23 protein-coding genes and 1 rRNA gene are annotated in these 24606 nt (G+C 72.8%); 20 read left to right on the top strand and 4 right to left on the bottom strand.

Annotation, left to right across the window (positions count from 1 at the left end):
• Positions 1 to 38: 38 nt before the first annotated feature.
• From rrf to L1857_RS16265, 9 genes are all read left to right on the top strand, one after another.
• A 5S ribosomal RNA gene (gene rrf, locus L1857_RS16225) occupies positions 39 to 155 on the top strand.
• Positions 156 to 252: 97 nt separating this feature from the next.
• Positions 253 to 2949 carry a hypothetical protein gene (locus L1857_RS16230; protein ID WP_233157518.1) on the top strand — a complete coding sequence of 899 codons (2697 nt, stop codon included), beginning with the start codon at positions 253 to 255 and terminating at the stop codon, positions 2947 to 2949.
• Positions 2942 to 3952 (top strand): HAD-IIA family hydrolase, encoded by a 1011-nt coding sequence (locus L1857_RS16235; RefSeq protein ID WP_249465483.1) that lies wholly within the window; start codon positions 2942 to 2944, stop codon positions 3950 to 3952. Before L1857_RS16230 ends, L1857_RS16235 begins: the two co-directional genes overlap by 8 nt.
• Positions 3953 to 3962: 10 nt before the next feature.
• The gene (locus L1857_RS16240; protein ID WP_191244011.1) at positions 3963 to 4172 is read left to right on the top strand and encodes a hypothetical protein; all 210 of its coding nucleotides are present in this window, start codon (positions 3963 to 3965) and stop codon (positions 4170 to 4172) included.
• 4 nt (positions 4173 to 4176) lie between these two features.
• Complete coding sequence (locus L1857_RS16245; RefSeq protein ID WP_094008700.1) at positions 4177 to 4986, top strand: TlyA family RNA methyltransferase; 810 nt, start codon at positions 4177 to 4179, stop codon at positions 4984 to 4986.
• Positions 4983 to 5894, top strand: a complete 912-nt coding sequence (locus L1857_RS16250; RefSeq protein WP_094008699.1) for an NAD kinase — start codon at positions 4983 to 4985, stop codon at positions 5892 to 5894. The genes L1857_RS16245 and L1857_RS16250 overlap by 4 nt, the downstream gene beginning before the upstream one ends.
• A gap of 47 nt (positions 5895 to 5941) precedes the next feature.
• Positions 5942 to 7732, top strand: a complete 1791-nt coding sequence (recN, locus tag L1857_RS16255) for a DNA repair protein RecN (protein WP_198958384.1) — start codon at positions 5942 to 5944, stop codon at positions 7730 to 7732.
• A 103-nt stretch (positions 7733 to 7835) separates the two neighbouring features.
• Positions 7836 to 9020 carry a putative cytokinetic ring protein SteA gene (gene steA, locus L1857_RS16260; protein ID WP_094008697.1) on the top strand — a complete coding sequence of 395 codons (1185 nt, stop codon included), beginning with the start codon at positions 7836 to 7838 and terminating at the stop codon, positions 9018 to 9020.
• Positions 9017 to 9964 (top strand): copper transporter, encoded by a 948-nt coding sequence (locus L1857_RS16265; RefSeq protein WP_116109954.1) that lies wholly within the window; start codon positions 9017 to 9019, stop codon positions 9962 to 9964. Before steA ends, L1857_RS16265 begins: the two co-directional genes overlap by 4 nt.
• 224 nt (positions 9965 to 10188) lie before the next feature.
• Here L1857_RS16265 and L1857_RS16270 read toward each other — a convergent pair whose 3' ends face one another.
• The gene (locus L1857_RS16270) at positions 10189 to 10737 is read right to left on the bottom strand and encodes an SUKH-4 family immunity protein (RefSeq protein ID WP_116109955.1); all 549 of its coding nucleotides are present in this window, start codon (positions 10735 to 10737) and stop codon (positions 10189 to 10191) included.
• Positions 10738 to 10949: 212 nt separating this feature from the next.
• Here L1857_RS16270 and L1857_RS16275 point away from each other — a divergent pair, with 212 nt between their 5' ends.
• Complete coding sequence (locus L1857_RS16275) at positions 10950 to 11777, top strand: LLM class flavin-dependent oxidoreductase (RefSeq protein ID WP_094008694.1); 828 nt, start codon at positions 10950 to 10952, stop codon at positions 11775 to 11777.
• Here L1857_RS16275 and aroA read toward each other — a convergent pair.
• A complete protein-coding gene (gene aroA, locus L1857_RS16280; protein ID WP_094008693.1) occupies positions 11770 to 13056 on the bottom strand; it encodes a 3-phosphoshikimate 1-carboxyvinyltransferase in 1287 nt (428 codons plus the stop codon). The genes L1857_RS16275 and aroA overlap by 8 nt on opposite strands.
• A 97-nt stretch (positions 13057 to 13153) precedes the next feature.
• Here aroA and pyrG point away from each other — a divergent pair, with 97 nt between their 5' ends.
• The 8 genes from pyrG (at position 13154) to L1857_RS16320 (ending at position 20188) form a co-directional block, all read left to right on the top strand.
• Positions 13154 to 14854 carry a CTP synthase gene (gene pyrG, locus L1857_RS16285; protein ID WP_116109956.1) on the top strand — a complete coding sequence of 567 codons (1701 nt, stop codon included), beginning with the start codon at positions 13154 to 13156 and terminating at the stop codon, positions 14852 to 14854.
• Positions 14851 to 15477, top strand: a complete 627-nt coding sequence (locus L1857_RS16290; RefSeq protein WP_249465488.1) for an NUDIX domain-containing protein — start codon at positions 14851 to 14853, stop codon at positions 15475 to 15477. The genes pyrG and L1857_RS16290 overlap by 4 nt, the downstream gene beginning before the upstream one ends.
• 46 nt (positions 15478 to 15523) lie before the next feature.
• Positions 15524 to 16426, top strand: coding sequence for a site-specific tyrosine recombinase XerD (gene xerD, locus L1857_RS16295; RefSeq protein WP_094008704.1), 903 nt, complete (start codon positions 15524 to 15526; stop codon positions 16424 to 16426).
• Between the two features lie 86 nt (positions 16427 to 16512).
• On the top strand, positions 16513 to 17484 hold the full coding sequence (locus L1857_RS16300) for a ParA family protein (protein WP_094008690.1): 972 nt from the start codon (positions 16513 to 16515) through the stop codon (positions 17482 to 17484).
• Entirely contained in the window at positions 17481 to 17906 is a 426-nt protein-coding gene (locus L1857_RS16305; protein ID WP_205413189.1) for a cobyrinic acid ac-diamide synthase, read from the top strand. Before L1857_RS16300 ends, L1857_RS16305 begins: the two co-directional genes overlap by 4 nt.
• On the top strand, positions 17903 to 18757 hold the full coding sequence (locus L1857_RS16310; RefSeq protein WP_094008689.1) for a segregation and condensation protein A: 855 nt from the start codon (positions 17903 to 17905) through the stop codon (positions 18755 to 18757). The genes L1857_RS16305 and L1857_RS16310 overlap by 4 nt, the downstream gene beginning before the upstream one ends.
• A complete protein-coding gene (scpB, locus tag L1857_RS16315) occupies positions 18754 to 19455 on the top strand; it encodes an SMC-Scp complex subunit ScpB (protein WP_116109959.1) in 702 nt (233 codons plus the stop codon). Before L1857_RS16310 ends, scpB begins: the two co-directional genes overlap by 4 nt.
• On the top strand, positions 19445 to 20188 hold the full coding sequence (locus L1857_RS16320) for a pseudouridine synthase (protein WP_116109960.1): 744 nt from the start codon (positions 19445 to 19447) through the stop codon (positions 20186 to 20188). Before scpB ends, L1857_RS16320 begins: the two co-directional genes overlap by 11 nt.
• Here L1857_RS16320 and L1857_RS35700 read toward each other — a convergent pair.
• The gene (locus tag L1857_RS35700; protein ID WP_116110023.1) at positions 20142 to 20903 is read right to left on the bottom strand and encodes a M50 family metallopeptidase; all 762 of its coding nucleotides are present in this window, start codon (positions 20901 to 20903) and stop codon (positions 20142 to 20144) included. The two genes, L1857_RS16320 and L1857_RS35700, sit on opposite strands and share 47 nt — an antisense overlap.
• Between L1857_RS35700 and recQ the strand changes: the two genes are divergently transcribed.
• A complete protein-coding gene (gene recQ / locus L1857_RS16325; protein ID WP_094008686.1) occupies positions 20897 to 22729 on the top strand; it encodes a DNA helicase RecQ in 1833 nt (610 codons plus the stop codon). The two genes, L1857_RS35700 and recQ, sit on opposite strands and share 7 nt — an antisense overlap.
• Entirely contained in the window at positions 22729 to 23085 is a 357-nt protein-coding gene (locus L1857_RS16330) for an arsenate reductase family protein (protein ID WP_094008685.1), read from the top strand. The genes recQ and L1857_RS16330 overlap by 1 nt, the downstream gene beginning before the upstream one ends.
• Positions 23086 to 23406: 321 nt before the next feature.
• Here the strand turns inward: L1857_RS16330 and L1857_RS16335 are convergent, their stop codons facing one another.
• On the bottom strand, positions 23407 to 24603 hold the full coding sequence (locus L1857_RS16335) for a cation:proton antiporter (protein ID WP_094008684.1): 1197 nt from the start codon (positions 24601 to 24603) through the stop codon (positions 23407 to 23409).
• Between the last annotated feature and the right edge of the window lie 3 nt (positions 24604 to 24606).

Here is a 24606-nt window from a genome sequence, read left to right on the forward strand (position 1 = left end):
TGAGACACCACACCACACCTGTGGTTGTTTCACAGAGTTTCGGTGGTCATGGCGGCAGGGAAACGCCCGGTCCCATTCCGAACCCGGAAGCTAAGCCTGCCAGCGCCGATGGTACTGCACCCCCGCGGGTGTGGGAGAGTAGGACACCGCCGAACACCCTTTCCCAAGGGCCCGTTAGGATAGCCGATTGGCTCGCCTGACGGGCCCTTGGCGCGTTTACTGATCTTCACAACCTAGAAAGAGGAGGCCCAGGTGGCGGACTTCGGACGGCGCGACTTCGACGGCGCCGCGTCCGATCGCCCCCGGCGCCGCGATACGGCTCCCGGCGCAGGACGATCGGGAGCACAGCGAGGCACCCCGCACGGCAAGGCGGGACAGGGTGGCCGGTCGGGCGGATATGGCCGGCAGGACGACAAACGATCCGGCGGACGCGACTTCGGCGACCGCCGAGGCGGCACGGGCAACCGCTCGAGCTGGAACCGCGACGACGAGCGCCGTGGAAGCAACCGCGGCTCCGACGACCGACGCGGCGAGCGGTCCGGCTGGACCCGGGACGACAACCGCCGCGGCAACGACCGCGGCGGCTGGAACCGAGACGACAAGCGCGGCGACCGCTCGTACGACAACCGCCGCGGCGACCGCCCCTCCGAGGGCCGCGGCGGCGACCGCTCTTACGACAATCGCCGTGGTGACCGCCCCTCCGAGGGGCGCGGTGGCGATCGCCAGGGCTGGACCCGCGACGATCGCGGCGGCCGATCGTTCGACAACCGCGGCAGCCGCTCCGCGGAGGGGCGCGGCGGCGACAACCGTGGCAGCCGCTCCTTCGAGGGGCGCCGTGATGAGAACCGCGGTGGGCGCTCGTTCGAAGGGCGGGGTGGCGACCGCCGGGACTGGAACCGCGACGACAAGCGCGGTGGCCGCTCGTTCGAGGGGCGCCGCGATGACAGCCGTGGAGGCCGCTCCTTCGAAGGACGTGGCAGCGATCGTCGCGAGGACCGTGGTGGGCGCTCCTTCGAGGGGCGTGGCGGTGACCGTCGCGAGGAAAGCCGTGGCGGGCGCTCGTTCGAGAGCCGCGGCGGCTGGAACCGTGGCGACCGTTCCTCCGACAACCGTGGTGAGCGGGGCGGCCGGTCCTTCGAGGCGCGCGGTGGCGACCGTCGCGACGAGAACCGCGGGGGTCGTTCGTTCGACAACCGCGGCGGCGAGCGCCGGTCCTTCGACGACCGGCGTGGTGACCGCCCGGGCTGGAACCGCGACGACAACCGCGGGAGTGACAACCGGCGTGGCGGCGGCTACGGGAAGCGGGACGACAACCGCTCCGGTGGTCCCCGTCGTGACGACACCCGGTCGGGCGGGCGCGGCTACGGCCGGGACGACCGCCCGGGCGGAAAGTTCGACCGCGGCGGCGACCGGCCGGCCCGCAAGTTCGACGACAACCGCTCCGGAGGCCGCTTCAACCGCGACGACCGCCCCGGCAGCCGTGACGATCGCTCCGGCGGCCGTTTCCAACGGGACGATCGCTCCGGGGGGCGCTTCGAGCGGGACAACCGCTCGGGGGGCCGTTTCGAGCGTGGTGACCGCTCTGGCTGGAAGCGGGACGAGCGCTCCGATCGTGGCGCCCGGCCAAGCCCGAAGCGCGATGACGACCGCTCGGGCCGCGGGTTCGATCGCGGCGAGCGGCCCCAGCCGGTCGGCGACGAGCGCTCCGTGCCCGCCGAGGAGCGGCTGGACCAGCCGCAGGCTGGGCAGCCTTCGATCGAGCTGACCGACGAAGAGGCGCGCCCGGCCGACGAGGTGGCCGCGCCGGTGACGAATGAGGAGCACGGGGAGACCGCCGGCGAGGTGGCTGCCGAGGGCAGCCTCGCCGGAGGCGAGGTCGTTGGGCGTGAGAGCGCCCAGGAGGCCGGCATCGCCGATGATGACGACATCGCCGGGGCGGCTCCCGTGGTCCGTGCGGAGCATGAAGCCGACACCCCTGACGAAGACGACATCGCCGGATCGGCTCCTGTGGTCCGTGCGGAACGCGGCGAGGCCGACGCCCTCGATGATGACGACATCGCCGGGGCGGCTCCTGTGGTCCGCGCGGAGCACGAGGCCGGCGCCCTCGACGAAGACGACGTCGCTGGGCCGGCTGCCGCTCCGGTGGCCCGTGAGGAGCACGTCGAGATCGCGGACGCGGAGTTCCGCTCCGCCGCTGCGCGTGAGGAGCGCCGCCGGAGTGATGACCGGCGCGGTAGGCGCGGCGGTGATCTGGACGACGCGGCCCTCGCGCGGGAGCTGCTCGAAGCGCCCGAGCTGCCGGAGGACATCGAGTACAGCGACCTCGACCCGGACGTCCGGCGGGAGCTGCGCTCGCTGCCCAAGTCGCTCGCCGAGACCGTCGGCAAGCACCTCGTCGCGGCGGGGAACCTGATCGACACCGACCCGGAGGCCGCCCTGGCGCACGCCAAGTACGCCAAGACCCGCGCCTCCCGGATCCCGATCGTCCGCGAGGCGCTCGGCCTGGTGTCCTACCACGCCGGCCGCTGGCAGGAAGCCCTCGCCGAGCTGCGGGCCGTCCGCCGGATGACCCACACCGACCAGCACGTGGCCGTCATCGCCGACGCCGAGCGCGCCCTGGGCCGCCCCGAGCGAGCCCTGGACCTCGCCAAGGAGATGCAGGGCCACAAGCTGCCGCGGGACGTCGAGATCGAGCTGAAGATCGTCGCCGCCGGGGCGCGGCGCGACCTCGGCCAGGTGGACGCCGCCGTCGTCTCCCTGCAGGGCGACGACCTCGACCCGCGCAAGCGCGACCCGTGGAGCGCCCGGCTGTTCTACGCCTACGCCGACAACCTCGTCGCGGCCGGCCGCGGCGAAGAAGCGCTCCGCTGGTTTCTGCACGCCGCCGAAGCGGATGCGGAGGACGAGACCGACGCCGCCGAGCGCGCCGCGGAGCTCGCGAATGGCTGACGCCCTCCAGGCCGCCTACGACGCGTTCCTGTTCGACCTCGACGGAACCGTCTACCGCGGCCCCCGGCCCATCCCGGGGGCCGCGGCGGCCATCCGCCAGCTGCGCGACCAGGGCGCGCCCGTGCGCTTCGTGACCAACAACGCGTCCAAGGCGCCCGGCGACGTCGCGGCCCACCTCCGCGGCCTCGACGTCGACGCCACCCCGGACGAGGTCAGCACGAGCGCCCAGGCCGCCGCCCGGCTCCTCGGCGACCGGCTGCCCGCCGGGGCGGTCGTCCTCGTCGTCGGCACCGCCGCGCTCGCGAACGAGATCACCGCCGTGGGCCTGGAGCCCGTGCGCGAGGCCGGGGACGACGTCGCCGCCGTCGTGCAGGGCCACAACCCCGCCACCGGCTGGGCCGACCTGGCCGAGGCGTGCCTCGCCATCCGCGCCGGTGCGCTGTGGGTGGCCTGCAACGTCGACACCACCCTGCCCACCGAACGCGGCCTGCTGCCCGGCAACGGCTCGATGGTCGCCGCCCTGCGCGCCGCCACCGGCGCCACCCCGGAGGTCGCCGGCAAGCCCGAGGCCCCGCTGTTCCACACCGCCGCGAAGTCGGCCGGCGCGAACCGCCCGCTGGCGATCGGGGACCGGCTGGACACCGACATCGCGGGCGCCGTCACCGCCGGCATGGACTCGCTGTGCGTGCTCACCGGCGTCGCCACCCCCGCCACCCTGGTCACCGCGGTGCCCGCCGAGCGCCCGACCTACCTCGGCGCCGACCTCGGCGCCCTGGCCGAGCCCGCGGACGAACTCCGCGTCGCCCCGCAGCCCGGCTGGCAGGTCCGCCGCGACGGCGACACCCTCCTGGTGACCGGCGAGGGCGACCCGCTGGCCCTGCTGCGCACCCTCTGCGCCACGGCCTGGGACACCGGCGTCACCGCCGTCCGCGCCGGAGACGACTCCGCCGGAAAAGCCCTCACCGAGCTGGGGCTGCCCTCCGGCGGCGAGCCGATCCGTTAGCGTGGTGACCGTGCAGCACCAACCGACTCCGCAGCCGCCGCGCCCGGTGCCCGGGCCGCCGCCGAGCGCCGCGCCGCAGGCCGACCCGCGCGCGGGCATCGAGGAGGCCATGGCCGCGCTCGACGACCTGGACCAGATCCCGCTCGCCGAGCACGTCGAGCGCTTCGACGCCGTGCACTCCGAGCTGACCTTCGCCCTGTCCAGCATCGACAAGGTGTGAGCCGATGCCCCGCAGGGCCCGCCTGGACGCCGAACTGGTGCGCCGCGGCCTCGCCCGCTCCCGCGAGCACGCCAGCACGCTGATCAGCGAGGGCAAGGTGACCGTCAACGGCATGGTCGCCGGCAAACCCGCCACCGGCGTCGACACCGGCGCGCCGATCGTGGTCAAATCCGCCGACGACCCCGGCTGGGCCTCCCGCGGCGCCCACAAGCTGCTCGGCGCGCTCGAGGCCTTCGAACCGGCCGGGCTGTCCGTCGCCGGCAAACGCTGCCTCGACGCGGGCGCCTCGACCGGCGGCTTCACCGACGTCCTGCTGCGCCGCGGCGCCAGCCAGGTCGTGGCCGCCGACGTCGGCCGCGGCCTGCTCGACTGGCGGCTGCAGACCGACGAACGCGTCGTCGTGCTGGACAAGACCAACGTCCGCAACCTCACCCCCGAGCAGTGCGGCGGGCCGGTCGACCTGGTCGTCGGCGACCTGTCGTTCATCTCGCTGCGCCTGGTCCTGCCCGCGCTCGCCGCGTGCGCGACCGCCGGCGCCGACCTGCTGCCGATGGTCAAGCCGCAGTTCGAGGTCGGCAAGGAACGCCTCGGCAGCGGCGGGGTGGTGCGGGACCCGGACCTGCGCGCCCGCGCCGTCCTGGACGTGCTGGACTCCGCCGCCGCGCTGGGCCTGCACCCGCACGGGGTGGTCGCCAGCCCGCTGCCGGGACCGTCCGGCAACGTCGAATACTTCGCCTGGCTGCGCCGCGATCCGGCGCCGGACCAGGACGTCGAGCAACTGGTCCGCGACGCGGTCGGGAAGGGTCCCCAGTGAGCGAGAGCCGCGAGGTGCTGCTGGTCATGCACCCCGACCGGGAGACGACCAAGGACGCCGCGCGGGAGGTCGCGACCCGGTTCAGCGAGGCCGGCATCGGGCTGCGCGTCATCGACGACGAGGTCAAGGAGCTGATCGAGCACGACTCCCTGGACGAGCTGTGCACCCTCGTCGCGCCGCACGACGACCCGGCCCGCGGCGCCGAGCTGGTGCTCGTGCTCGGCGGCGACGGCACCCTGCTGCGGGCCGCCGAGCTGGCCCGCCCGGCCGGGGTGCCGGTGCTGGGCGTCAACCTGGGCCGGGTCGGGTTCCTCACCGAGGCCGACTCGGACGCGCTCACCGAGACCGTGCAGCGGGTGGTGTCCCGCGAGTACACCGTCGAGGAGCGCATGACGATCGACGTGACGGTGTCGGTCGAGGGCCGGATCGTGGCGCGCACCTGGGCGCTCAACGAGGCCAGCGTGGAGAAGAGCACCCGCGAGCGGATCCTGGACGCGCTCATCGAGGTCGACGGCAGGCCGGTGTCCGCCTTCGGCTGCGACGGTGTGCTGTGCGCCACTCCGACCGGTTCGACCGCCTACGCGTTCTCCGCGGGCGGCCCGATCATCTGGCCCGACGTCGAGGCGCTGCTCGTCGTGCCCAGCAACGCGCACGCGATGTTCTCCCGCCCGCTGGTCGTCTCGCGGGACTCGGTGATCACCGTCGGCATCGACCCGTTCGGCTCGCCCGCGGTCCTGACCTGCGACGGGCTGCGCCACATCGCCCTGCCGCGCGGCGCGCGGGTCGAGGTCGTGGCGGGGGAGGTGCCGGTCCGGCTGGCCCGCCTGCACCCGGGCCCGTTCACCGACCGGCTGGTCCACAAGTTCTCGCTGCCCGTCAAGAGCTGGCGGGAACGGCACGCGCGCTGAGGCGAGGCGGGCGCGGATTGTCGGGGCGGACCGCTACGGTGGTCTGCGTGCTGGCCGAGATGCGCATCCAGGGCCTCGGAGTGATCGAGGACGCCCTGCTCGAACTGCACCCGGGATTCACCGTGGTCACCGGCGAGACCGGCGCCGGCAAGACCATGGTCGTCACCGGGCTGCACCTGCTGTCCGGGGGACGCGCCGAGGCGTCGAAGGTCCGCAACGGCTCGGGCCGGGCGAGCGTCGAGGGACGCTTCGAAGGCGTGTTCGCCGAGCACGTCGCCCGGATCGTCGCCGACGCCGGCGGCGAGACCGACGAGGACGGCAGCCTCATCGCGCTGCGCTCGGTGGGCGCCGACGGGCGCTCCCGCGCCCACCTGGGCGGCCGCTCGGTGCCGGTCAGCGTGCTGTCCGACCTGGCCGACCGGCTGCTGGCCGTGCACGGGCAGAACGACCAGCTGCGGCTGCTGCGCCCGGCCGAGCAGCGCGACGTGCTCGACCGGTTCGCCGGGGACGACGTCGCCGAGCCGCTGCGCGAGTACCGGGCGGTCCGCGACGAGTGGCTCGCCGTGGTCGCCGAGCTGGCCGAACGCACCAGCCGCTCGCGCGAGATGGCGCAGCAGGCCGACCTGCTCAAGCACGGGCTGGACGAGATCGCCGCCGTCGACCCGAAGCCGGGGGAGGACGCGGAGCTGGCCGAGCGGGTCAAGCGGCTCACCGCGACCGAGGAGCTGCGGGCCGCGGCCAGCGCCGCGCAGGCGGCGGTGTCCGGGGCCGCGGACGGCGACCCGGACCAGCCCGGCGCGCTCGGCCTGATCGGCGAGGCGCGCCGCCGGCTGTCCGGCGCGGACGACTCGGCGCTGCGGGACCTGGAGCCCCGGCTGGCCGAGGCCGAGATGCTGCTCAACGACGTGGGCGCCGAGCTGGGCGGCTACCTCGACGGGCTGGACGCCGATCCGGGCCTGCTGGAGCAGATCCTCGCCCGGCAGGCCGAGCTGAAGACCCTGACCCGCAAGTACGCCGCCGACGTCGACGGCGTCCTGGCCTGGGCCGAGGACGCGAACTCGCGCCTGGCGTCGATGGACACCTCCGAGGAAGCGCTGGCGGCGCTGGCCGCGCGGCGGGACGAGCTGGCGGAGCAGCTGGCCGGGCACGCCGCCGCGGTGTCGAAGGCCCGCTCGGCCGCGGCCGCGGAGCTGGCCGGTGCGGTCACCGAGGAGCTGTCCGGCCTGGCGATGGGCCAGGCCCAGATCGAGGTGACCGTGAAGCGGCGCGCCACCGACGCGTCCGATCCGCAGGCGCTGCGCGTGGACGGCGAGCTGGTGCACGCGGGCGGCTCCGGCGTCGACGACGTCGAGCTGATGCTCAAGGCGCACCCGGCCGCGCCGGCGATGCCGGTGCACAAGGCCGCCTCCGGCGGTGAGCTGTCCCGCGTGATGCTCGCGATCGAGGTCGTGCTGGCCGACGCGGACACCGTGCAGACGCTGGTGTTCGACGAGGTCGACGCCGGGGTCGGCGGCCGTGCGGCGATCGAGATCGGGCGGCGGCTGGCCCGGCTGGCCCGCACCCACCAGGTGCTCGTGGTGACCCACCTGCCGCAGGTGGCCGCGTTCGCCGACCGGCACCTGGTGGTCGACAAGGGCACCGCGGAGGGCGTCACGCGCAGCGACGTGAAGACCCTGCAGAAGTCCGAGCGGGTGGTCGAGCTGGCGCGGATGCTCGCCGGGATGGAGAGCACCGAGACCGGGCGCGCGCACGCGGAGGAACTGCTCGCGGTGGCCGACGCGGACAAGCAGGCGGCCGCCAAACCCCGCCGCAAGCCGGGGAAGCGTCCCAAGCGCTGACCGTCCACACGCACCGGTGCCGCCGGGCATCACCGCGAGAAACCGGATTGTGCACGGCGTGTTGCGAGCGGACATCCGGTGTTCGTTTGTCACCATCGGACACATGAAGCTTCCCGGTCTGCTCAACCGCAACACCGAGGCCCTCCCCGGCATCGTCGGCGTCGCCCGGGTGGACCGGCGCACGCGCGACCTGCTCCGGCGCGTCGGCCCCGGCGACATCGTGGTGCTGGACCAGATCGACCTGGACCGCGCCACCGCCGACGCGCTCGTCGAAGCCGAGGTCGCCGCCGTGGTGAACGCCTCGCCGTCGATCTCCGGGCGGTTTCCCAACCTGGGCCCGGAGATCCTGGTCAACGCCGGCATCCCGCTGGTCGACAACGTCGGCGGCGAGGTGCTGCGCCGGATCAAGGACGGCAGCCGCGTCCGCCTGCACGAGGGCGTCGTGTACGTCGGCGACCGGCAGATCGCCGGCGGCAGCGAGCAGACGCCGGACAGCGTGGCCGACCAGATGATCGAGGCCAAGGCCGGGATGTCCACCCAGCTGGAGGCCTTCTCCGCGAACACGATCGAGTTCCTGCGCCGGGAGCGCACGCTGATCCTCGACGGCGTCGGCGTGCCCGAGGTGCGGGTGCCGCTGCGCGACCGGCACGTGCTGGTCGTCGCGCCCGGCAAGGGGCACGCCGAAGACCTCAGGGCGCTCAAGAAGTACATCGCCGAGCACCGGCCGGTGCTGATCGGCGTGGACGGCGGCGCGGACACGCTGCGCGCGCAGAAGTACCAGCCGGACATCATCGTCGGCGACCCGTTCGGCATCGACGCCGAGACGCTCAAGTGCGGCGCCGAGGTCGTCGTCCCGGCCCAGCCGGACGGGCACGCGCCGGGTGTGGCGCGCATCCAGGACCTGGGCATCGGCGCGGTCACCTTCCCCGCGTCGGGCAACCCGGAGGACCTGGCGCTGCTGCTCGCCGACGCCCACGAGGCCGGGCTCGTGGTCACCGTCGGGTTCCAGGCGACGCTGCGGGAGTTCCTCGACCACGGCCGGTCCGGGTCGAACCCGTCGACGTTCCTGACCCGGCTCAAGCTCGGCACGCGCCTGGTCGACGGCAAGGCGGTCGCCGCGCTGCACCGCAGCCGCGTGTCGCTGGGCGCGGTGGTGCTGCTCGTGGTCGCCGCGCTCGTCGCGGTCGCGGTCGCGCTGCTCATGTCCGACGTCGGCGGGGCGTACCTGGACTGGGCGCGCTCCACCTGGGATTCGTTCACAAGCTGGGTCAAGGGGCTCTTCACGTGATTTCTCTGCGGTACCACATCGTCTCGATCGCGGCGGTGTTCCTGGCGCTGGCCGTGGGCGTCGTGCTCGGGTCGACGGCGCTGAACGGGTCGCTGCTGTCCGGGCTGTCCGACGAGAAGGGCAAGCTCGCCACGCAGGTGTCCGATCTCCAGGCCCAGCGCAACGAGCTGAACGCGCGGCTGTCCGATGCGGACGCCTTCGCCGGGTCGGTCGGCCCGAAGGTGGTCGCGGGCGCCCTGGACCGGCGCTCGGTCGTGCTGATCACGACGCAGGAGGCGAACCCGGCCGACCGCGACGCGCTGCGGCAGCTGATCGAGCAGTCCGGCGCGCGGGTGTCGGGGGAGCTGCAGCTGACCGATTCGTTCACCGATCCGGTGAAGGCCGACCAGCTGCGTCAGGTGGTGACGAGGCTGCAGCCGGCCGGCTCGACGTTCCCGACCGCGGGTGATCCGGGCACGCTGGCCGGGGCGCTGGTCGGTTCGGTGCTGCTGCTCAACAAGGACACCGCGCAGCCGCAGTCCACAACGGACGAACTGGCGGCGGCGATCGCGGGGCTGCAGGACGGCGGGTTCGCCAACGCCAGCCCGGGCATCGCGCCGGGCCAGCTGGCGCTGGTGCTGACCGGCGGCCAGGCGACGGGTGACGGGGCGGGCGACAAGGCCGCGACGCTGGCCCGGTTCGCGGCGCAGCTGGACCGCTCGGGCGCCGGGACGGTGCTCGCGGGCGACCCGGCGTCGGCCGAGGGCACCGGCGCGATCGGCTTCGTGCGGGCCGACACCTCGGCGACGTCTATCCTGTCCACTGTGGACAACGCGAACACGGCCGCCGGGCGGGTCAGCACCGTGCTGGCGCTGAAGGAACAGCTCGACGGCGGGACCGGGCGGTACGGCATCGCGGGCAACGCGCAGTCGCCGGCGCCCGGGGTGGCACAGCCCGGGAGCTGACGGGCGCGGGCCGCGGTGGTGGCCCCGGCTGGCAGTGCGAGCCGCGAGCTGTGGCCGGCGGTTCTCCCGGGCGTGCGCCTGGAGGGCGCGGGGTCCGGCAGCCGGCCTCCGGATCTGCTCGCCGGGGACGGTCACGGCGCGGCTGTGTATAACGACCTATACCTCGGGGCCTTGAGCGCTCACGTTCCGGCGGCTGCGCCGCGTGTCCATCACCTGGCCCTCGGCTAGATCACCGGATCGTCTCCGCCGAGTTGACGAAGCGCCATGGCCCACCAGTTCTCCGGCAGCTCGAAGGAGAACGGGTCGATGCCCGTCAGCGCGCGCTGAAGATCGTCGAATCGTGCTTCCTTGACGGCAGGGTCGGCGGCGACACCCTGAGTGAACATCTCGATGCGGTAGAGGAACTCCACGAATTCGACGAGGTTGTTGTTCACCACCTCGCCACGAGGCTTCGTCCCGCCCAAGTCCATCAACGTCACGAATCTCTCGTATGCGGAGAGTGAGAACCGCATCCCCGAATCCCCAGGGGGACCACCGACGATCACCTCGCGATGCTTCGTTGCGTCGCGCGTGGTCACGTCGATGACTCGGAGGAACTCGGGTCCTCCGTGGATCCGGGTCGTGAAGAACGGCGCACTGATGCAGGGAAGTCCGACATTCGCCAGAACCTCTGCGTCCTGGGGTGCGACCCCAAGCCGGTCCACCTCCTGGTGGGCCAAAGTGACGACGTTGTCGGGACCGTAGAGATCGACCATGTCCTGGTGCGTGATCATCCGGAACCGAGGTCCTCGACGCGGCGGGCCGGCCCGAACCGGACACGGCGATCGGCCATGGAAAATCCGTCCTTCCCCCAGGTGATCTTCGGCTAAGATCGAATGTACTCGACGGGGCCACGCCTGCCGCAGCAGTCCTGCCGCCGAGGCAGCGTCACGACCGGCCCGGAGCGGGCGGCACGTCCATCCGTCACACCCTCCGGAGGTAACTCATGCACTACGGTCTCGGTCTGCCCGTCGGCCGCCCCGAGCAGCTCATCGGCTGGGCTCGCCGCGCCGACGACGGCCCGTTCCGCACCCTCGGCCTGCTCGACCGGATCGTCTACGACAACCCCGAGCCGCTGGTCACCCTCGCCGCGCTCGCCGGCGCCACCACGCGCGTCCGCCTGCAGACCGAGGTCCTGCTGGCCCCGCTGCGCGAACCCGCCCTGCTCGCCAAGCAGGCCGCGACCCTGGACCGCCTCTCCGGCGGCCGCTTCACCCTCGGTCTCGGCGTCGGCGGCCGGGAAGACGACCACCGGGCCACCGGCACCGACCCGCGCCACCGCGGCCGGATCCTCGACGAGCAGATGGCCCGCATGCGCCGGATCTGGTCCGGCGCCGAAGGAATCGGCCCCGCCCCGGCCACGCCCGGCGGCCCCGAGGTCCTGTTCGGCGCCTTCGCCGACCCCGCCCTGCGCCGGGTCGCGCGGCACGGGGACGGGTTCCTGTGCGCCGCGCCGCCGCAGTGGGCCGGCGACCTGTTCGCCAAGGTCGAGCGGTTCTGGGCCGACGAAGGCCGCGACGGCAGCCCGCGCATGGTCGCCCAGGTCAACGTCGCGCTCGGGTCCGATGTGGACGACGCACGCGCGGCGATTCTCGGCTACTACGGATTCGCCGGTGATTGGGCGAACCAGACCGCCGAGCGCATGCTCACCACACCGGAACAGATCCGCGAAACGGCGAAGCACTTCGCGGACCTCGGCGCCGACGAGCTGATCCTCTACTGCTGGGGCACCGACCCGGGCCAGGTGGACCGGCTGGCCGACGTGGTCAGCTGAGCATCGCCGCCCACGCACCGGTGAAGCCGGGGAAGGTCTTGCCGACCGTCGCCGGGTCCTCGACCGCCACCCCGGGCACCCGCAGGCCCAGCACCGCGCCGGCCATCACCAGCCGGTGGTCCTCGTAGGTGTGGAAGACGCCGCCGTGCATCGGGGCCGGGGTGATCGCCAGGCCGTCCGCGGTCTCGGTCACCCCGGCGCCCAGCGCGGACAGCTCGGCCGCCAGCGCGGCCAGCCGGTCGGTCTCGTGCCCGCGCAGGTGCGCGACACCGGAGATGACCGAGGGCCCGTCGGCGAAGCACAGCAGCGCGGCGATCACCGGGGTCAGCTCGCCCACCTCGTGCAGGTCGAGCCGGGCGCCCGGGATTTCGCCCGTTCCGGTGACGGTCAGGCCATCCGGGGTCAGCTCGACGCGCTGGCCCAGCTCGGCCATCAGGCTGCGCAGCCAGTCACCCGGCTGGGTGGAGTACTCCGGCCAGCCGGGGATGCGCACCGTGCCGCCCGCGGCTGCCGCGGCCACCACGAACGGCGCCGCGGTGGACAGGTCCGGCTCGACCGTGAAGTCCGGGCAGGACAACCGCGCCGGGCCGACGTGGAACTCCTGCCCGTCCCGCTCCGGCGCCGCGCCGAACCGCTTCAGCATGTCCAGGGTCATCGCGATGTGCGGCTCGCTCGGCGGGGTCCCGCCGGTCAGCCGCACCGTCACCCCGGCCTCGAACGCGGGGCCGGCCAGCAGCAGCGCCGACAGGAACTGGCTGGACGCGCTCGAGTCCAGATCGACCTTCCCGCCGGGCAGGCCACCGTGCCCGATCACGGTGAACGGGGGAGCGCCGCGGCCCGCGTCGTCGATGTCCGCGCCCGCCTCGCGCAGCGCGGCCAGCAGCGGCGCGATCGGGCGGCGGCGGATCGCCTCGTCCCCGTCGAACGTCACCGGCGCCGACCCCAGCCCGGCCAGCGCGGGGGTGAACCGCGCGACCGTGCCGGCGTTGCCCAGCACCACCGACGCCGGTTCGGTGGAGCCGTGCACCAGCGGGCGCACCAGCACGTCGTCGCCGCGCCGCTCGGAGCCGCCGCCGAGCGCCTCCAGCGCGCCGAGCATCAGCCGGGCGTCGCGGGAGTCCAGCGGGGCGCGGACCAGCGTCGGCTCGTCCGCCAGCGCGGCCAGCACGAACGCCCGGTTGGTGATCGACTTGGAGCCGGGGACGCGCACCGTCGCGTCGAGCGGGCCGGACGCGACCGGAGCGGTCCAGGTGGGCTGGGAAGCGGTGGGCTGGGACACGGTGCCTCTTTCACGCGCGAACGTCTGACGTGACCTATCGAACTACGTGGGCGCGGCGGGCGAGCGTCCGGGGGCCGGTGCGATAAGGTGGAAGCCCGTGGGACTTCAGCCGCGGACAGCCAAGTACGTTTTCGTCACGGGGGGCGTCGCCTCCTCCCTGGGCAAGGGCCTGACGGCCTCCAGCCTGGGCCAGCTCCTCACCTCTCGCGGCCTGCGGGTCACGATGCAGAAGCTGGATCCCTACCTCAACGTGGATCCGGGCACGATGAACCCGTTCCAGCACGGGGAGGTGTTCGTCACCGAGGACGGCGCCGAGACCGACCTGGACATCGGCCACTACGAGCGCTTCCTGGACCGGGACCTCTCCGGCTCGGCGAACGTCACGACCGGCCAGGTCTACTCCGAGGTGATCGCCAAGGAGCGCCGCGGTGAGTACCTCGGCGACACCGTGCAGGTCATCCCGCACATCACCGACGAGATCAAGCGCCGCATCATGGCGGTCGCGGAATCCGACGGCACCGGGCAGCGGCCCGACGTGGTCATCACCGAGGTCGGCGGCACGGTCGGCGACATCGAGTCGCTGCCGTTCCTGGAGGCCTGCCGCCAGGTGCGGCACGAGATCGGCCGCGACAACTGCTTCTTCCTGCACGTGTCGCTGGTGCCCTACCTGGCGCCCTCGGGCGAGCTGAAGACCAAGCCGACCCAGCACTCGGTCGCCGCGCTGCGCAACATCGGCATCCAGCCCGACGCGCTGGTGTGCCGGGCCGACCGCGACCTGCCCGAGGACCTCAAGCGCAAGATCGGGCTGATGTGCGACGTGGACAACGAGGCCGTCATCGCCTGCCCGGACGCCCGGTCCATCTACGACATCCCCAAGGTGCTGCACCGCGAGGCGCTGGACGCCTACGTCGTGCGCCGCCTCGGCCTGCCCTTCCGCGACGTCGACTGGACGGTGTGGGGCGACCTGCTCGACCGCGTGCACAACCCGTCCGAGACGGTCCGGGTCGCGCTGGTCGGCAAGTACATCGACCTGCCCGACGCCTACCTGTCGGTCACCGAGGCCCTGCGCGCCGGCGGGTTCGCCCACCGGGCCAAGGTCGAGATCGTGTGGGTCGCCTCCGACCGCGCCACCACCCCCGCCGGCGCGGCCGCCGCGCTGGGCGACGTCGACGGCGTCCTGGTGCCGGGCGGGTTCGGCGTGCGCGGCATCGAGGGCAAGATCGGCGCGATCCACTACGCCCGCACCCGCGGCATCCCGGTGCTCGGGCTGTGCCTGGGCCTGCAGTGCATGGTCATCGAGGCGGCGCGCAACCTGGCCGGCATCGAAGGCGCGAACTCGGCCGAGTTCGACGAGGCCACCGAGCACCCGGTGATCTCCACGATGGCCGACCAGAAGGACGTCGTCGCCGGTGAGCGCGACATGGGCGGCACCATGCGGCTGGGCGCCTACCCGGCCAAGCTCAAGCCGGGTTCGCAGGTCGCGAAGGCCTACGGCAGCACCGACGTGTCCGAGCGGCACCGGCACCGCTACGAGGTCAACAACGCCTACCGCAAGCGGCTGTCCGACGCCGGCCTGGTCTTCTCCGGCACCTCGCCGGACGACCGGCTGGTGGAGTTCGTCGAGCTGCCCGCCGAGGTGCACCCGTTCTTCGTGGGCACCCAGGCGCACCCGGAGCTCAAGAGCCGCCCGACCCGGCCGCACCCGCTGTTCGACGCGTTCATCGACGCCGTCGTCCGGTACCGCACGGCCGACCGGCTGCCGGTCGAGCTGCCCGAGCCCACCGTGAGCGCGCATTGACCGCGCCCGGCGAGCACGACTTCCGGGTGGTGTCCACCAAGGACGTCCACATCGGACGCGTGGTGGGCCTGCGGATCGACGAGGTCGCGATGCCCGGCGGCGGCACCGCCAGGCGCGAAGTGGTCGAGCACCTCGGCGCGGTCGCCGTCGCCGCCGTGGACACCGACGGCACGGTCACCCTGGTCCACCAGTACCGGCACCCGCTGGGGCGGCGGATCTGGGAGCTGCCCGCCGGGCTGCTCGACCACGCCGGGGAGGACCCGGTCGAGGCCGCGCGGCGCGAGCTGGCCGAGGAGGCCGGGCTCGCCGCCGGGCGGTGGGAGACGCTGGTCGACGTGGCCGCCTCGCCCGGGTTCACCGACGAGGTGGTGCGCGTGTTCCTGGCGCGCGACCTGACCCCGGTGGACCGGGAGGTCCTCGGCGACGAGGAGGCCGACCTGGTGGTGCACCGGGTGCCGCTGGCCGAGGCGGTGCGGATGGCGCTGTCCGGGGAGATCGTCAACGGCGCCACCGTGGGCGGGCTGCTGGCCGCGCACGCGGTCGTGCACGACGGCGCCCCCTCGCGGCCGGCGGACGCGCCGTGGCGGGACCGGCCGACGAGGTTCGCCGATCGCATTTCCTGACGTCACGCTCTAGGGTGTCGGCGTGCACGTTCTGCCGGCTGCCGAGGTGGTCACGGCCTATCTCGATCATCTCGCCGTGGAGCGCGGGACGGCACGCAACACCCTGGACAGCTACGCCCGCGACCTGCGCCGGTACCTGCGGTACCTGGAGCAGGCCGGGATCCGGGACTTCCGGCGGATCACCGAGGCCCACGTGACCGGGTTCGGCGCCGCGCTGCGCGAGGGCGACGAGGTGCACCCGCCGCTGGCGGCGTCCTCGGCGGCGCGGGCGCTGGTGGCCGTGCGCGGGCTGCACCGCTTCGCGCACCTCGACGGGCTGATCGAGGACGACCCGGCCCGCGAGGTGCGGCCCCCGGCGGCGGCCAAGCGGCTGCCCAAGGCGCTGCCGGTGGACGACGTGCTGCGGCTGCTGGCCGTGCCGCCCGCCGAGGGGGAGCGGCCGCTGCGCGACCGGGCCCTGCTGGAGCTGCTGTACTCCACCGGGGCCCGGATCTCCGAGGCGGTCGGGCTCGACCTCGACGACGTCGACCGCGAGGAGCGCACCGTGCTGCTCGACGGCAAGGGCGGCAAGCAGCGGCTGGTGCCGATCGGCCGCCCCGCGGTCGAGGCGCTGGAGGCCTACCTGGTGCGGGCCCGCCCGGTGCTGGCGCGGCGCGGCCGGGGCACCGCGGCGCTGTTCCTCAACGCGCGCGGCACGCGGCTGTCCCGGCAGAGCGCGTGGCAGGTGCTCAAGACCACCGCCGAGCGCGCCGGGATCTCCACCGCCGTGTCCCCGCACACGCTGCGTCACAGTTTCGCCACCCACCTGCTGGAGGGCGGGGCGGACGTCCGGGTGGTCCAAGAGCTGCTCGGCCACGCTTCGGTGACGACGACGCAGGTGTACACCCTGGTCACGATGAACACTCTGCGTGAGGTATATGCTACGGCGCATCCTCGGGCGCTGGGTTGACCTGATCGCCTCCGGCGAGTTGCTTTGGCGACAAACGGCTCGCCGAATAGGCTGCGGCCAACCCGTCGAACGAGGAGTTTCGCGCCATGTCGACACCGCAGCCCTCGACCAGATCGGTCACAGCCGCATCGGCTGCCGCGAACCTCGACCAGTTGACCATCGCGACCGAGGGGGAGCCCGACACCGTGGACTCTGTCGTGGCCGTGGGCGCCGAAGCGAACGGCAAGCCCAGGCTCGGCCCGACCGGCAGACCGTTGCGTGAGATTCCCGAACCGCCCCTGCTGGACAAGCACGGCCCGGCCACGGTGCTGGCGATGTGCAACCAGAAGGGCGGCGTCGGCAAGACCACGTCGACGATCAACCTGGGCGCCGCGCTCGCCGAGTACGGCCGACGGGTGCTGCTGGTGGACTTCGACCCGCAGGGCGCGCTGTCGGTGGGGCTCGGCGTGCAGCCGCACGAGCTGGACCAGACGGTCTACAACGCGATCATGGAGCGCTCCGTGACCGCCCAGGACATCCTGCGGCACACCAGTGTCGAGGGCATGGACCTGCTGCCGAGCAACATCGACCTGTCGGCCGCCGAGGTGCAGCTGGTCGCCGAGGTGGGCCGCGAGCACACGTTGCTCCGGGTCGTGCAACCCCTCATCTCGGAGTACGACTATGTTCTGGTCGACTGCCAGCCATCGCTCGGGTTGCTCACGGTGAACGCGCTCACGGCCGCCGACGGCGTGATCATCCCGCTGGAGTGCGAGTTCTTCAGCTTGCGTGGCGTGGCTTTGTTGATCGACACGATCGAGAAGGTACGCGAACGCTTGAACCCCAAACTGGATATCACCGGCATCCTGGCCACCATGTTCGACCCGCGGACCCTCCACTCACGGGAGGTCATGGCACGGGTCGTGGAGGCCTTCGGCGACACCGTGTTCGACACGGTGATCAACCGCACCGTGCGGTTCCCGGAGACCACCGTGGCCGGTGAGCCCATCACCCGCTGGGCCCCCAAATCCGCCGGCGCGCAGGCCTATCGCGCGCTGGCCCGCGAGGTGATCGCTCGGTGAGCAGGCGAGCCTCCCTCCCCGGGGCTTCGGAACTCTTCCGCCTGACCAGCAGCCCGGCCCTCGACGTGCCCGCGCCGCCCACGCCCGCCCCGCAGCGCCCGGAGGCGCAGCGGCCGGGCCACGGGCAGAACCCCGGGCACCGCGAGCAGCTGGAGCGCAGCGCCGCCGGGCGCCGCGGCAGCGGACGGCAGAAGCACGACTCGAAGATCACCGTCTACGTCTCCGGTGACGAGCTGGTCGCGATGGAGCAGGCCCGGCTGAGCCTGCGGGCCGAGCACGGCCTGGCCATCGACCGCGGCCGTCTCGTGCGCGAGGCGGTGGCGGTGCTGCTGGCGGACTTCGACGAGCACGGCGCGGACTCGGTGCTGGTGCGCCGGCTGCGCGAGGGCGGCCTCGACTCCGAGGAAGCCGCCGGGCCGTGAGCGAGAACGGGGCTCCGGTCGACGGGGCCCAGCCCGTCGAGGAATCGGCGGCGCCGAAGTTCAAGGTCCGGCTGGACAACTTCGAGGGGCCGTTCGACCTGTTGCTGCAGCTGATCTCGCAGCACCAGCTCGACGTCACCGAGGTCGCGTTGCACCAGGTCACCGACGACTTCATCGCCTACACGCGGGCGCTGGGGCCGGAGTGGGACCTGGACGAGGTGACCGAGTTCCTCGTCATCGCGGCGACGCTGCTCGACCTGAAGGCGGCGCGGCTGCTGCCCGCCGCCGAGGTCGAGGACGAGGACGACCTGGCGTTGCTCGAGGCACGGGACCTGCTGTTCGCCCGGGTGTTGCAGTACCGGGCGTACAAGCAGGTCGCGGCGCTGTTCGCGGAGCTGGAGGCCGGGGCGCTGCGGCGCTACCCGCGGTCGGTGTCGCTGGAGGAGCGGTTCGTCGGGCTGCTGCCCGAGGTGATGCTCGGCGTGGACGCGGCGAAGTTCGCGGAGATCGCGCTGGCGGTGTTCCGGCCCAAGCCGCCGCCGACGGTGTCGCTGGACCACATCCACGCGCACCGGGTGTCGGTGCGGGAACACGCGGCGCTGCTGCGGCTGAAGCTGGCCGAGCGGGGCGACGCGACGTTCACCGAGCTGGTCGAGGACTGCGAGCACACGGTCGAGGTGGTGGCCCGGTTCCTGGCGCTGCTGGAGCTCTACCGGGAGTCCAGCGTGCAGTTCGAGCAGGACGAGCCGCTGACCATGTTGCGGGTGCGGTGGATCGGCGGGTCGGTCTCGGAGGCCGAGGCCGCCGCGGAGATGGAGCGGGCCCGCGTCGAGGAAGAGGAGTACGGGTGAGTCCCGAACAGGAGCCGGTCGAGACCGAGGCCGCCGAGGTGCCCGGGACCCGGGAGGTGCCCGCGGTGGAGGCGCCTGCCGCGGCGGAGGTGCCGGTCCCGGACGAACTGGACGAGCCCGAAGACCTCGTCGCCGTGGGCGATGGGCTGCCGGATCTCTCCGAGCACTCCGCGCTGGCCGCGGCGCTGGAAGCCCTCCTCCTGGTCGTCGACTCGCCCGTCAGCGAAGAAGCGCTCGCCGGCGCGCTCGGCCAGCCCGAGGCCCGCGTCACGCAGACGCTGCAGGTCATGGCCACCGAGCTCACCGAGCGCGGCAGCGGCATCGACCTGCGGCGGGTCGGCGAGGGGTGGCGCCTGTTCACCCGCGACACCTACGCGCCGTTCGTCGAAAAGCTCCTGCTCGACGGGCAGCGCGCCAAGCTGACCAGGGCCGCCCTGGAAACCCTCGCCGTGATCGCCTACCGCCAACCCGTCACGCGTTCCCGCGTCGCGGCCGTGCGCGGGGTCAACGTCGACGGTGTGATCCGCACCCTGCTCGCCCGCGGACTCATCGAGGAGAGCGGCGCCGACCCGGAGACGGGTGGCACCCTGTACGTGACGACCGAACTGTTCCTCGAGCGGCTGGGCCTGTCCTCGCTGACCGACCTGCCGCCGATCGCCCCCCTGTTGCCGGAAGTGGACTCCATCGATGACATCTGAGCCCGAAGCCGAGGGCGTGCGCCTGCAGAAGGTGCTCGCCAAGGCGGGCGTGGCCTCGCGCCGCGCCGCCGAAGAGCTGATCGTGCAGGGCCGGGTGAGCGTCGACGGCAAGGTCGTCCGCGAGCTCGGCCGGCGCGTCGACCCGGACAGCGCCGTGATCCACGTCGACGGCACGCGGGTCATCCTCCGCGAGGACCTGATCCACCTGGCGCTCAACAAGCCCCGCGGCGTGCACACCACGATGTACGACGACCAGGGCCGCCCGTGCGTCGGCGACTACGTGCGCGACCGCAGCGAGCGCCTGTTCCACGTCGGCCGCCTGGACGCCGACACCGAGGGCCTGCTGCTGCTCACCAACGACGGTGACCTCGCCCACCGGCTGATGCACCCCTCCTACCACGTGCCCAAGACCTACCTGGCCGAGGTCGACGGCAAGGTGCCGCGCGGCCTGGGCAAGGAGCTGAAGGACGGCATCGTACTGGAGGACGGCGCGGTGCGCGTGGACGCGTTCCGGGTCAAGGACAGCATGGGCGGGCGCACCCTGCTGGAGATCGTGCTGCACGAGGGCCGCAAGCACATCGTGCGGCGCCTGCTGGCCGAGGTCGGGTTCCCGGTGCGCAAGCTGGTGCGCACCGCGATCGGCGACGTCCAGCTGGGCAACGGCAAGCCGGGCACGATCCGCAAGCTCAACCGCGACGAGGTCGGCAGCCTGTACCGGCGCGTCGGCCTGTAGCGACCGGGCAACGCGACTCCCCACCCGATGAGGGCGTACCAGCCGCCGATCCAAATGAGATCCGGGATGCGGGTGGAATCGGCAAGGGTCCCCGGCGTCGTCGCGGTCGGTATGGTGAGCAGTAGCCGGGTCTCGTGTAAGCGACCAGGTTCGGCAACCAACCGGTGCCCCACCGCAGGGCGAGGGTGACCACCGTAGCGCGCTGGACACCGTGATCGACCCGGAGCTGGACGAGCCCATCACCGGCGATGTCCGAGAACCGTGAGCCGTACCAGGTGTGCACCAGCCCTGAGCCGGGCCCGAGGATGGTGAATCGGTAAACTCCGCCCCCGGTCAGGCAGCTGACGAGCGCATGCCCAGCCTCGTGGATGCTCGTACCGAGCACGTTGACGTCGAGCAGGATCTGGCGTTGCCCGGTGGTGATCGACAGGAATGTCGACGCGGTGACGGCCACTGCGAACAGCCCGGTCAGCACCACCAGCCACTCCTGTGGGGCAGGTGTAGTGGCCGTGATGATCCGGCTCAGGGCTGCCGAGCCCAGCCTCCACCTGGGGGAAAGACATGACGTGATCTCCACTCGATGGGCTGGGCCGTGCAGTTTCTCGGGTAGTGCGCGCCAGCCCGGTGAGAATGAACGCTCCGGGCCGCGTGACCGGGCATCTCGTGTGGCGGCGCCCGGCGGTCGCGGCGAGCCCCTAGGATCGCGGCGTGGCATCCGCTGAAACCATCCCCGTGAGCGACGCGCTGCAGGCGCTGCGGCGCGTCTTCGGCTACGACTCCTTCCGCGGTGACCAGGAAGCGATCGTCGAGCACGTGATCGGCGGTGGTGACGCGGTCGTGCTGATGCCCACCGGCGGCGGGAAGTCCCTGTGCTACCAGATCCCGTCCCTGGTGCGCCCGGGCACCGGCGTGGTCGTCTCGCCGCTGATCGCGCTCATGCAGGACCAGGTCGACGCGCTGCTGGCGGTCGGCGTGCGCGCCGGGTTCCTCAACTCGTCGCAGGACTTCGAGCAGCGCCGCGAGGTCGAGGCCGCGTTCGTCGCGGGCGAGCTGGACCTGCTGTACCTGGCGCCGGAACGGCTGTCCATGGAGTCCACCCGGAACCTGCTGGACCGGGGCAAGGTCGCGTTGTTCGCGATCGACGAGGCGCACTGCGTGTCCCAGTGGGGCCACGACTTCCGGCCCGACTACCTGGGCCTGTCCGAGCTGCACGAGCGCTGGCCGGACGTGCCGCGCATCGCGCTGACCGCGACCGCCACGAAGGCCACGCACGCCGAGATCGTGTCCCGGCTCAACCTCGGCGAGGCCCGCCAGTTCGTGGCGAGCTTCGACCGGCCCAACATCCAGTACCGCATCGCGCCGAAGGCCGAGCCGAAGAAGCAGCTGCTCGACCTGATCCGCACCGAGCACCCCGGCGACGCGGGCATCGTGTACTGCCTGTCGCGCAACTCGGTGGAGAAGACCGCCGAGTTCCTGGTGGCCAACGGGATCAGCGCGGTGCCCTACCACGCGGGCCTGGATTCCCGCACCCGCGCGCGCAACCAGGCGCGGTTCCTGCGCGAGGACGGGCTGGTCGTGGTCGCCACCATCGCGTTCGGCATGGGCATCGACAAGCCGGACGTGCGGTTCGTGGCGCACCTGGACCTGCCGAAGTCCGTCGAGGGCTACTACCAGGAGACCGGCCGCGCCGGCCGCGATGGGCTGCCGTCCACCGCGTGGCTGGCCTACGGGCTGCAGGACGTCGTGCAGCAGCGGCGGATGATCCAGACCTCCGAGGGCGACGACGCGCACCGCCGCCGGCTGTCGCAGCACCTGGACGCGATGCTGGCGCTGTGCGAGACCGTCGAGTGCCGCCGCGTGCAGCTGCTGAACTACTTCGGCCAGTCCGGGCAGCCGTGCGGGAACTGCGACACCTGCCTGACGCCGCCCGAGTCGTGGGACGGCACGATCGCCGCGCAGAAGCTGCTGTCGGCGGTGTACCGGCTGCAGCACGAGCGCGGCCAGAAGTTCGGCGCCGGGCAGGTCATCGACATCCTGCTGGGCAAGCAGACCCCGAAGGTGACGCAGCACCGGCACGACCAGCTGACCGTGTTCGGCGTGGGGCAGGAGCTGTCGGAGAGCGAGTGGCGCGGCGTGGTGCGGCAGCTGCTGGCGCAGGGGCTGCTGGCCGTCGAGGGCGACTACGGGACGCTGCTGCTGACCGAGGCCAGCGCCGAGGTGCTGGGCCGCAAGCGCGAGGTGCGGATGCGCCGCGAGCCCAAGCGCGCCGCCCGTGCCGCCGCGGCGGCCAAGCGCAAGCCGGCGGCGGAGATGCCGGAGGAGGCGCGCCCGGTGTTCGAGCGGTTGCGCGCCTGGCGGTTCGAGGAGGCGAAGAACCAGGGCGTGCCGGCCTACATCGTCTTCAGCGACGCCACCCTGCGGCAGATCGCCACCGAACAGCCGTCCACCTTGGACGAACTGGCCGGCGTGAGCGGGGTCGGGGAGAACAAGCTCGCCAAGTACGGCGAGCAGGTGCTGGCGACACTGGCGGGAGGCGAGTAGTGGAGATCTGGGTCAACCCGCGGTGCTCGAAGTGCCGTTCGGCGCTGTCGATCCTGGACGAGGCCGGCGTGTCCTACGAGGTGCGCCGGTACCTGGAGGAGCCGCCGACGGTCGCCGAGCTGGACGCGGTGCTGAAGCGCCTGGGCCTGGACCCGTGGGACATCGCGCGCCTGCAGGAGCCCGAGGCGGCCGAACTGGGCATCAAGAGCTGGCCGCGCGACGAGGCGACCCGCGGCCGCTGGCTGGAGGCGCTGGCAGAGCACCCGAAGCTGATCCAGCGCCCGATCATCACCGCCGACGACGGAACGACGGTGGTGGGACGGACGGCAGAGGCGGTGCGCTCGGTTCTGCCCTGACGGCGCACCGCGCCACGCTTCTTTGAACCCAAGGTAGCCGGGTGGTCATCCCGTCGCCTGACACCGGAACGATCACCTTGAGCCAGGGCCGCAACCCAGGCCGCCAACCGCCGGCCGGAGATGTCAACCTTGCGGCCCTGGCTCAAGGTGATAGGCACAAACCGGAAGGCGACGGGATGACCACCCAGCGACCACCCACCCGAGGTGAGCCGAGGCACCCCTAGGTCATCCCGGAGCCTGCCCGTCCGGCGAGGACAATCCCTTGATCTTTGAAGCCGCGCAGCCACGAAAAGCCCGGCGACCACACTGTCGCCGGAGCGCTCAGCTCGCGGTGGTGGCTGGCTCGTGGCCGTGCCCGCGCCGCCGCTGCATGCCCTTCGCCAGCGGCTCCACCACCCGGGCCGCGATGGGGCCGAGGATCGCCATCAGCAGCACGTACGCGGTGGCCAGCGCGGCCAGCTCGTCGACCACGGCGCCGGCCGACACGGCCAGCCCGGCGATGACGATCGAGAACTCACCACGCGCCACCAGCGCCGCACCGGCGCGGGCGCGGCCCAGCTTGCCGACGCCCTGCCGCCGCGCCGCCCACCAGCCGGTCGCCACCTTCGTCAGGGTGGTCAGCACGGCCAGCAGCACCGCCCAGCCGAGCACCGGCGGGATGGACGCCGGGTTGGTGTTGAGCCCGAACACCACGAAGAACACCGCGGCGAACAGGTCCCGCAGCGGCTCCAGCAGGCGGGTCGCGTTGTGGGCGGTCGACCCGGAGATCGCGATGCCGAGCAGGAACGCGCCGACCGCGGCGGACACCTGCATCGCCGAGGCGAGCCCGGCCACCAGCAGCGCCGCGCCCAGCACCTTGAGCAGGAAGACCTCGCGGTCGTCGGAGTCCACGATCGCCGACACGTACCGGCCGTACTTCAGCGCGATCACCAGCACCACGGTGATCACCAGCAGCGAGATGCCGACGGCCTCCAGGCCGCCGAGGAAGCTCACGCCGCCCAGCAGCGCGGTCAGGATCGGCAGGTACAGCGCCATCGCCAGGTCCTCGAACACCAGGATCGACAGCACGACCGGGGTTTCCCGGTTACCGAGCCGGCCCAGGTCGCCGAGCACCTTCGCGATGATCCCGGACGAGGAGATGTAGGTGACCCCGGCCATCACGATGGCGCCGATCGGGCCCCACCCGAGCAGCAGCGCGACGGCCGCGCCGGGTGCGGCGTTGAGCACGATGTCCAGCAGCCCGGCCATCCACGAGCGTTTCAGCCCGGTGAACAGCTCGGCCGCCGAGTACTCCAGGCCCAGCAGCAACAGCAGCAGCACGACGCCGATCTCGCTGGCCAGGTGCGTGAAGTCGCCGATGTCGCCGAGCGGGATGAGGCCGCCCTGCCCGAAGGCCAGGCCGCCGAGGAGGTAGAGCGGGATGGGGGAGAGGCCGATCTTCCCGGCGAGGCGCCCCAGGACGCCGAGCACGAAGAAGACGGCCCCGAGTTCGATCAGGGCCAGTGCGGTGTGCTCCAAGGG

Origin of the sequence: Amycolatopsis thermalba (genome assembly GCF_023376025.1) — a bacterium.
Lineage (GTDB): Bacteria > Actinomycetota > Actinomycetes > Mycobacteriales > Pseudonocardiaceae > Amycolatopsis_E > Amycolatopsis_E thermalba.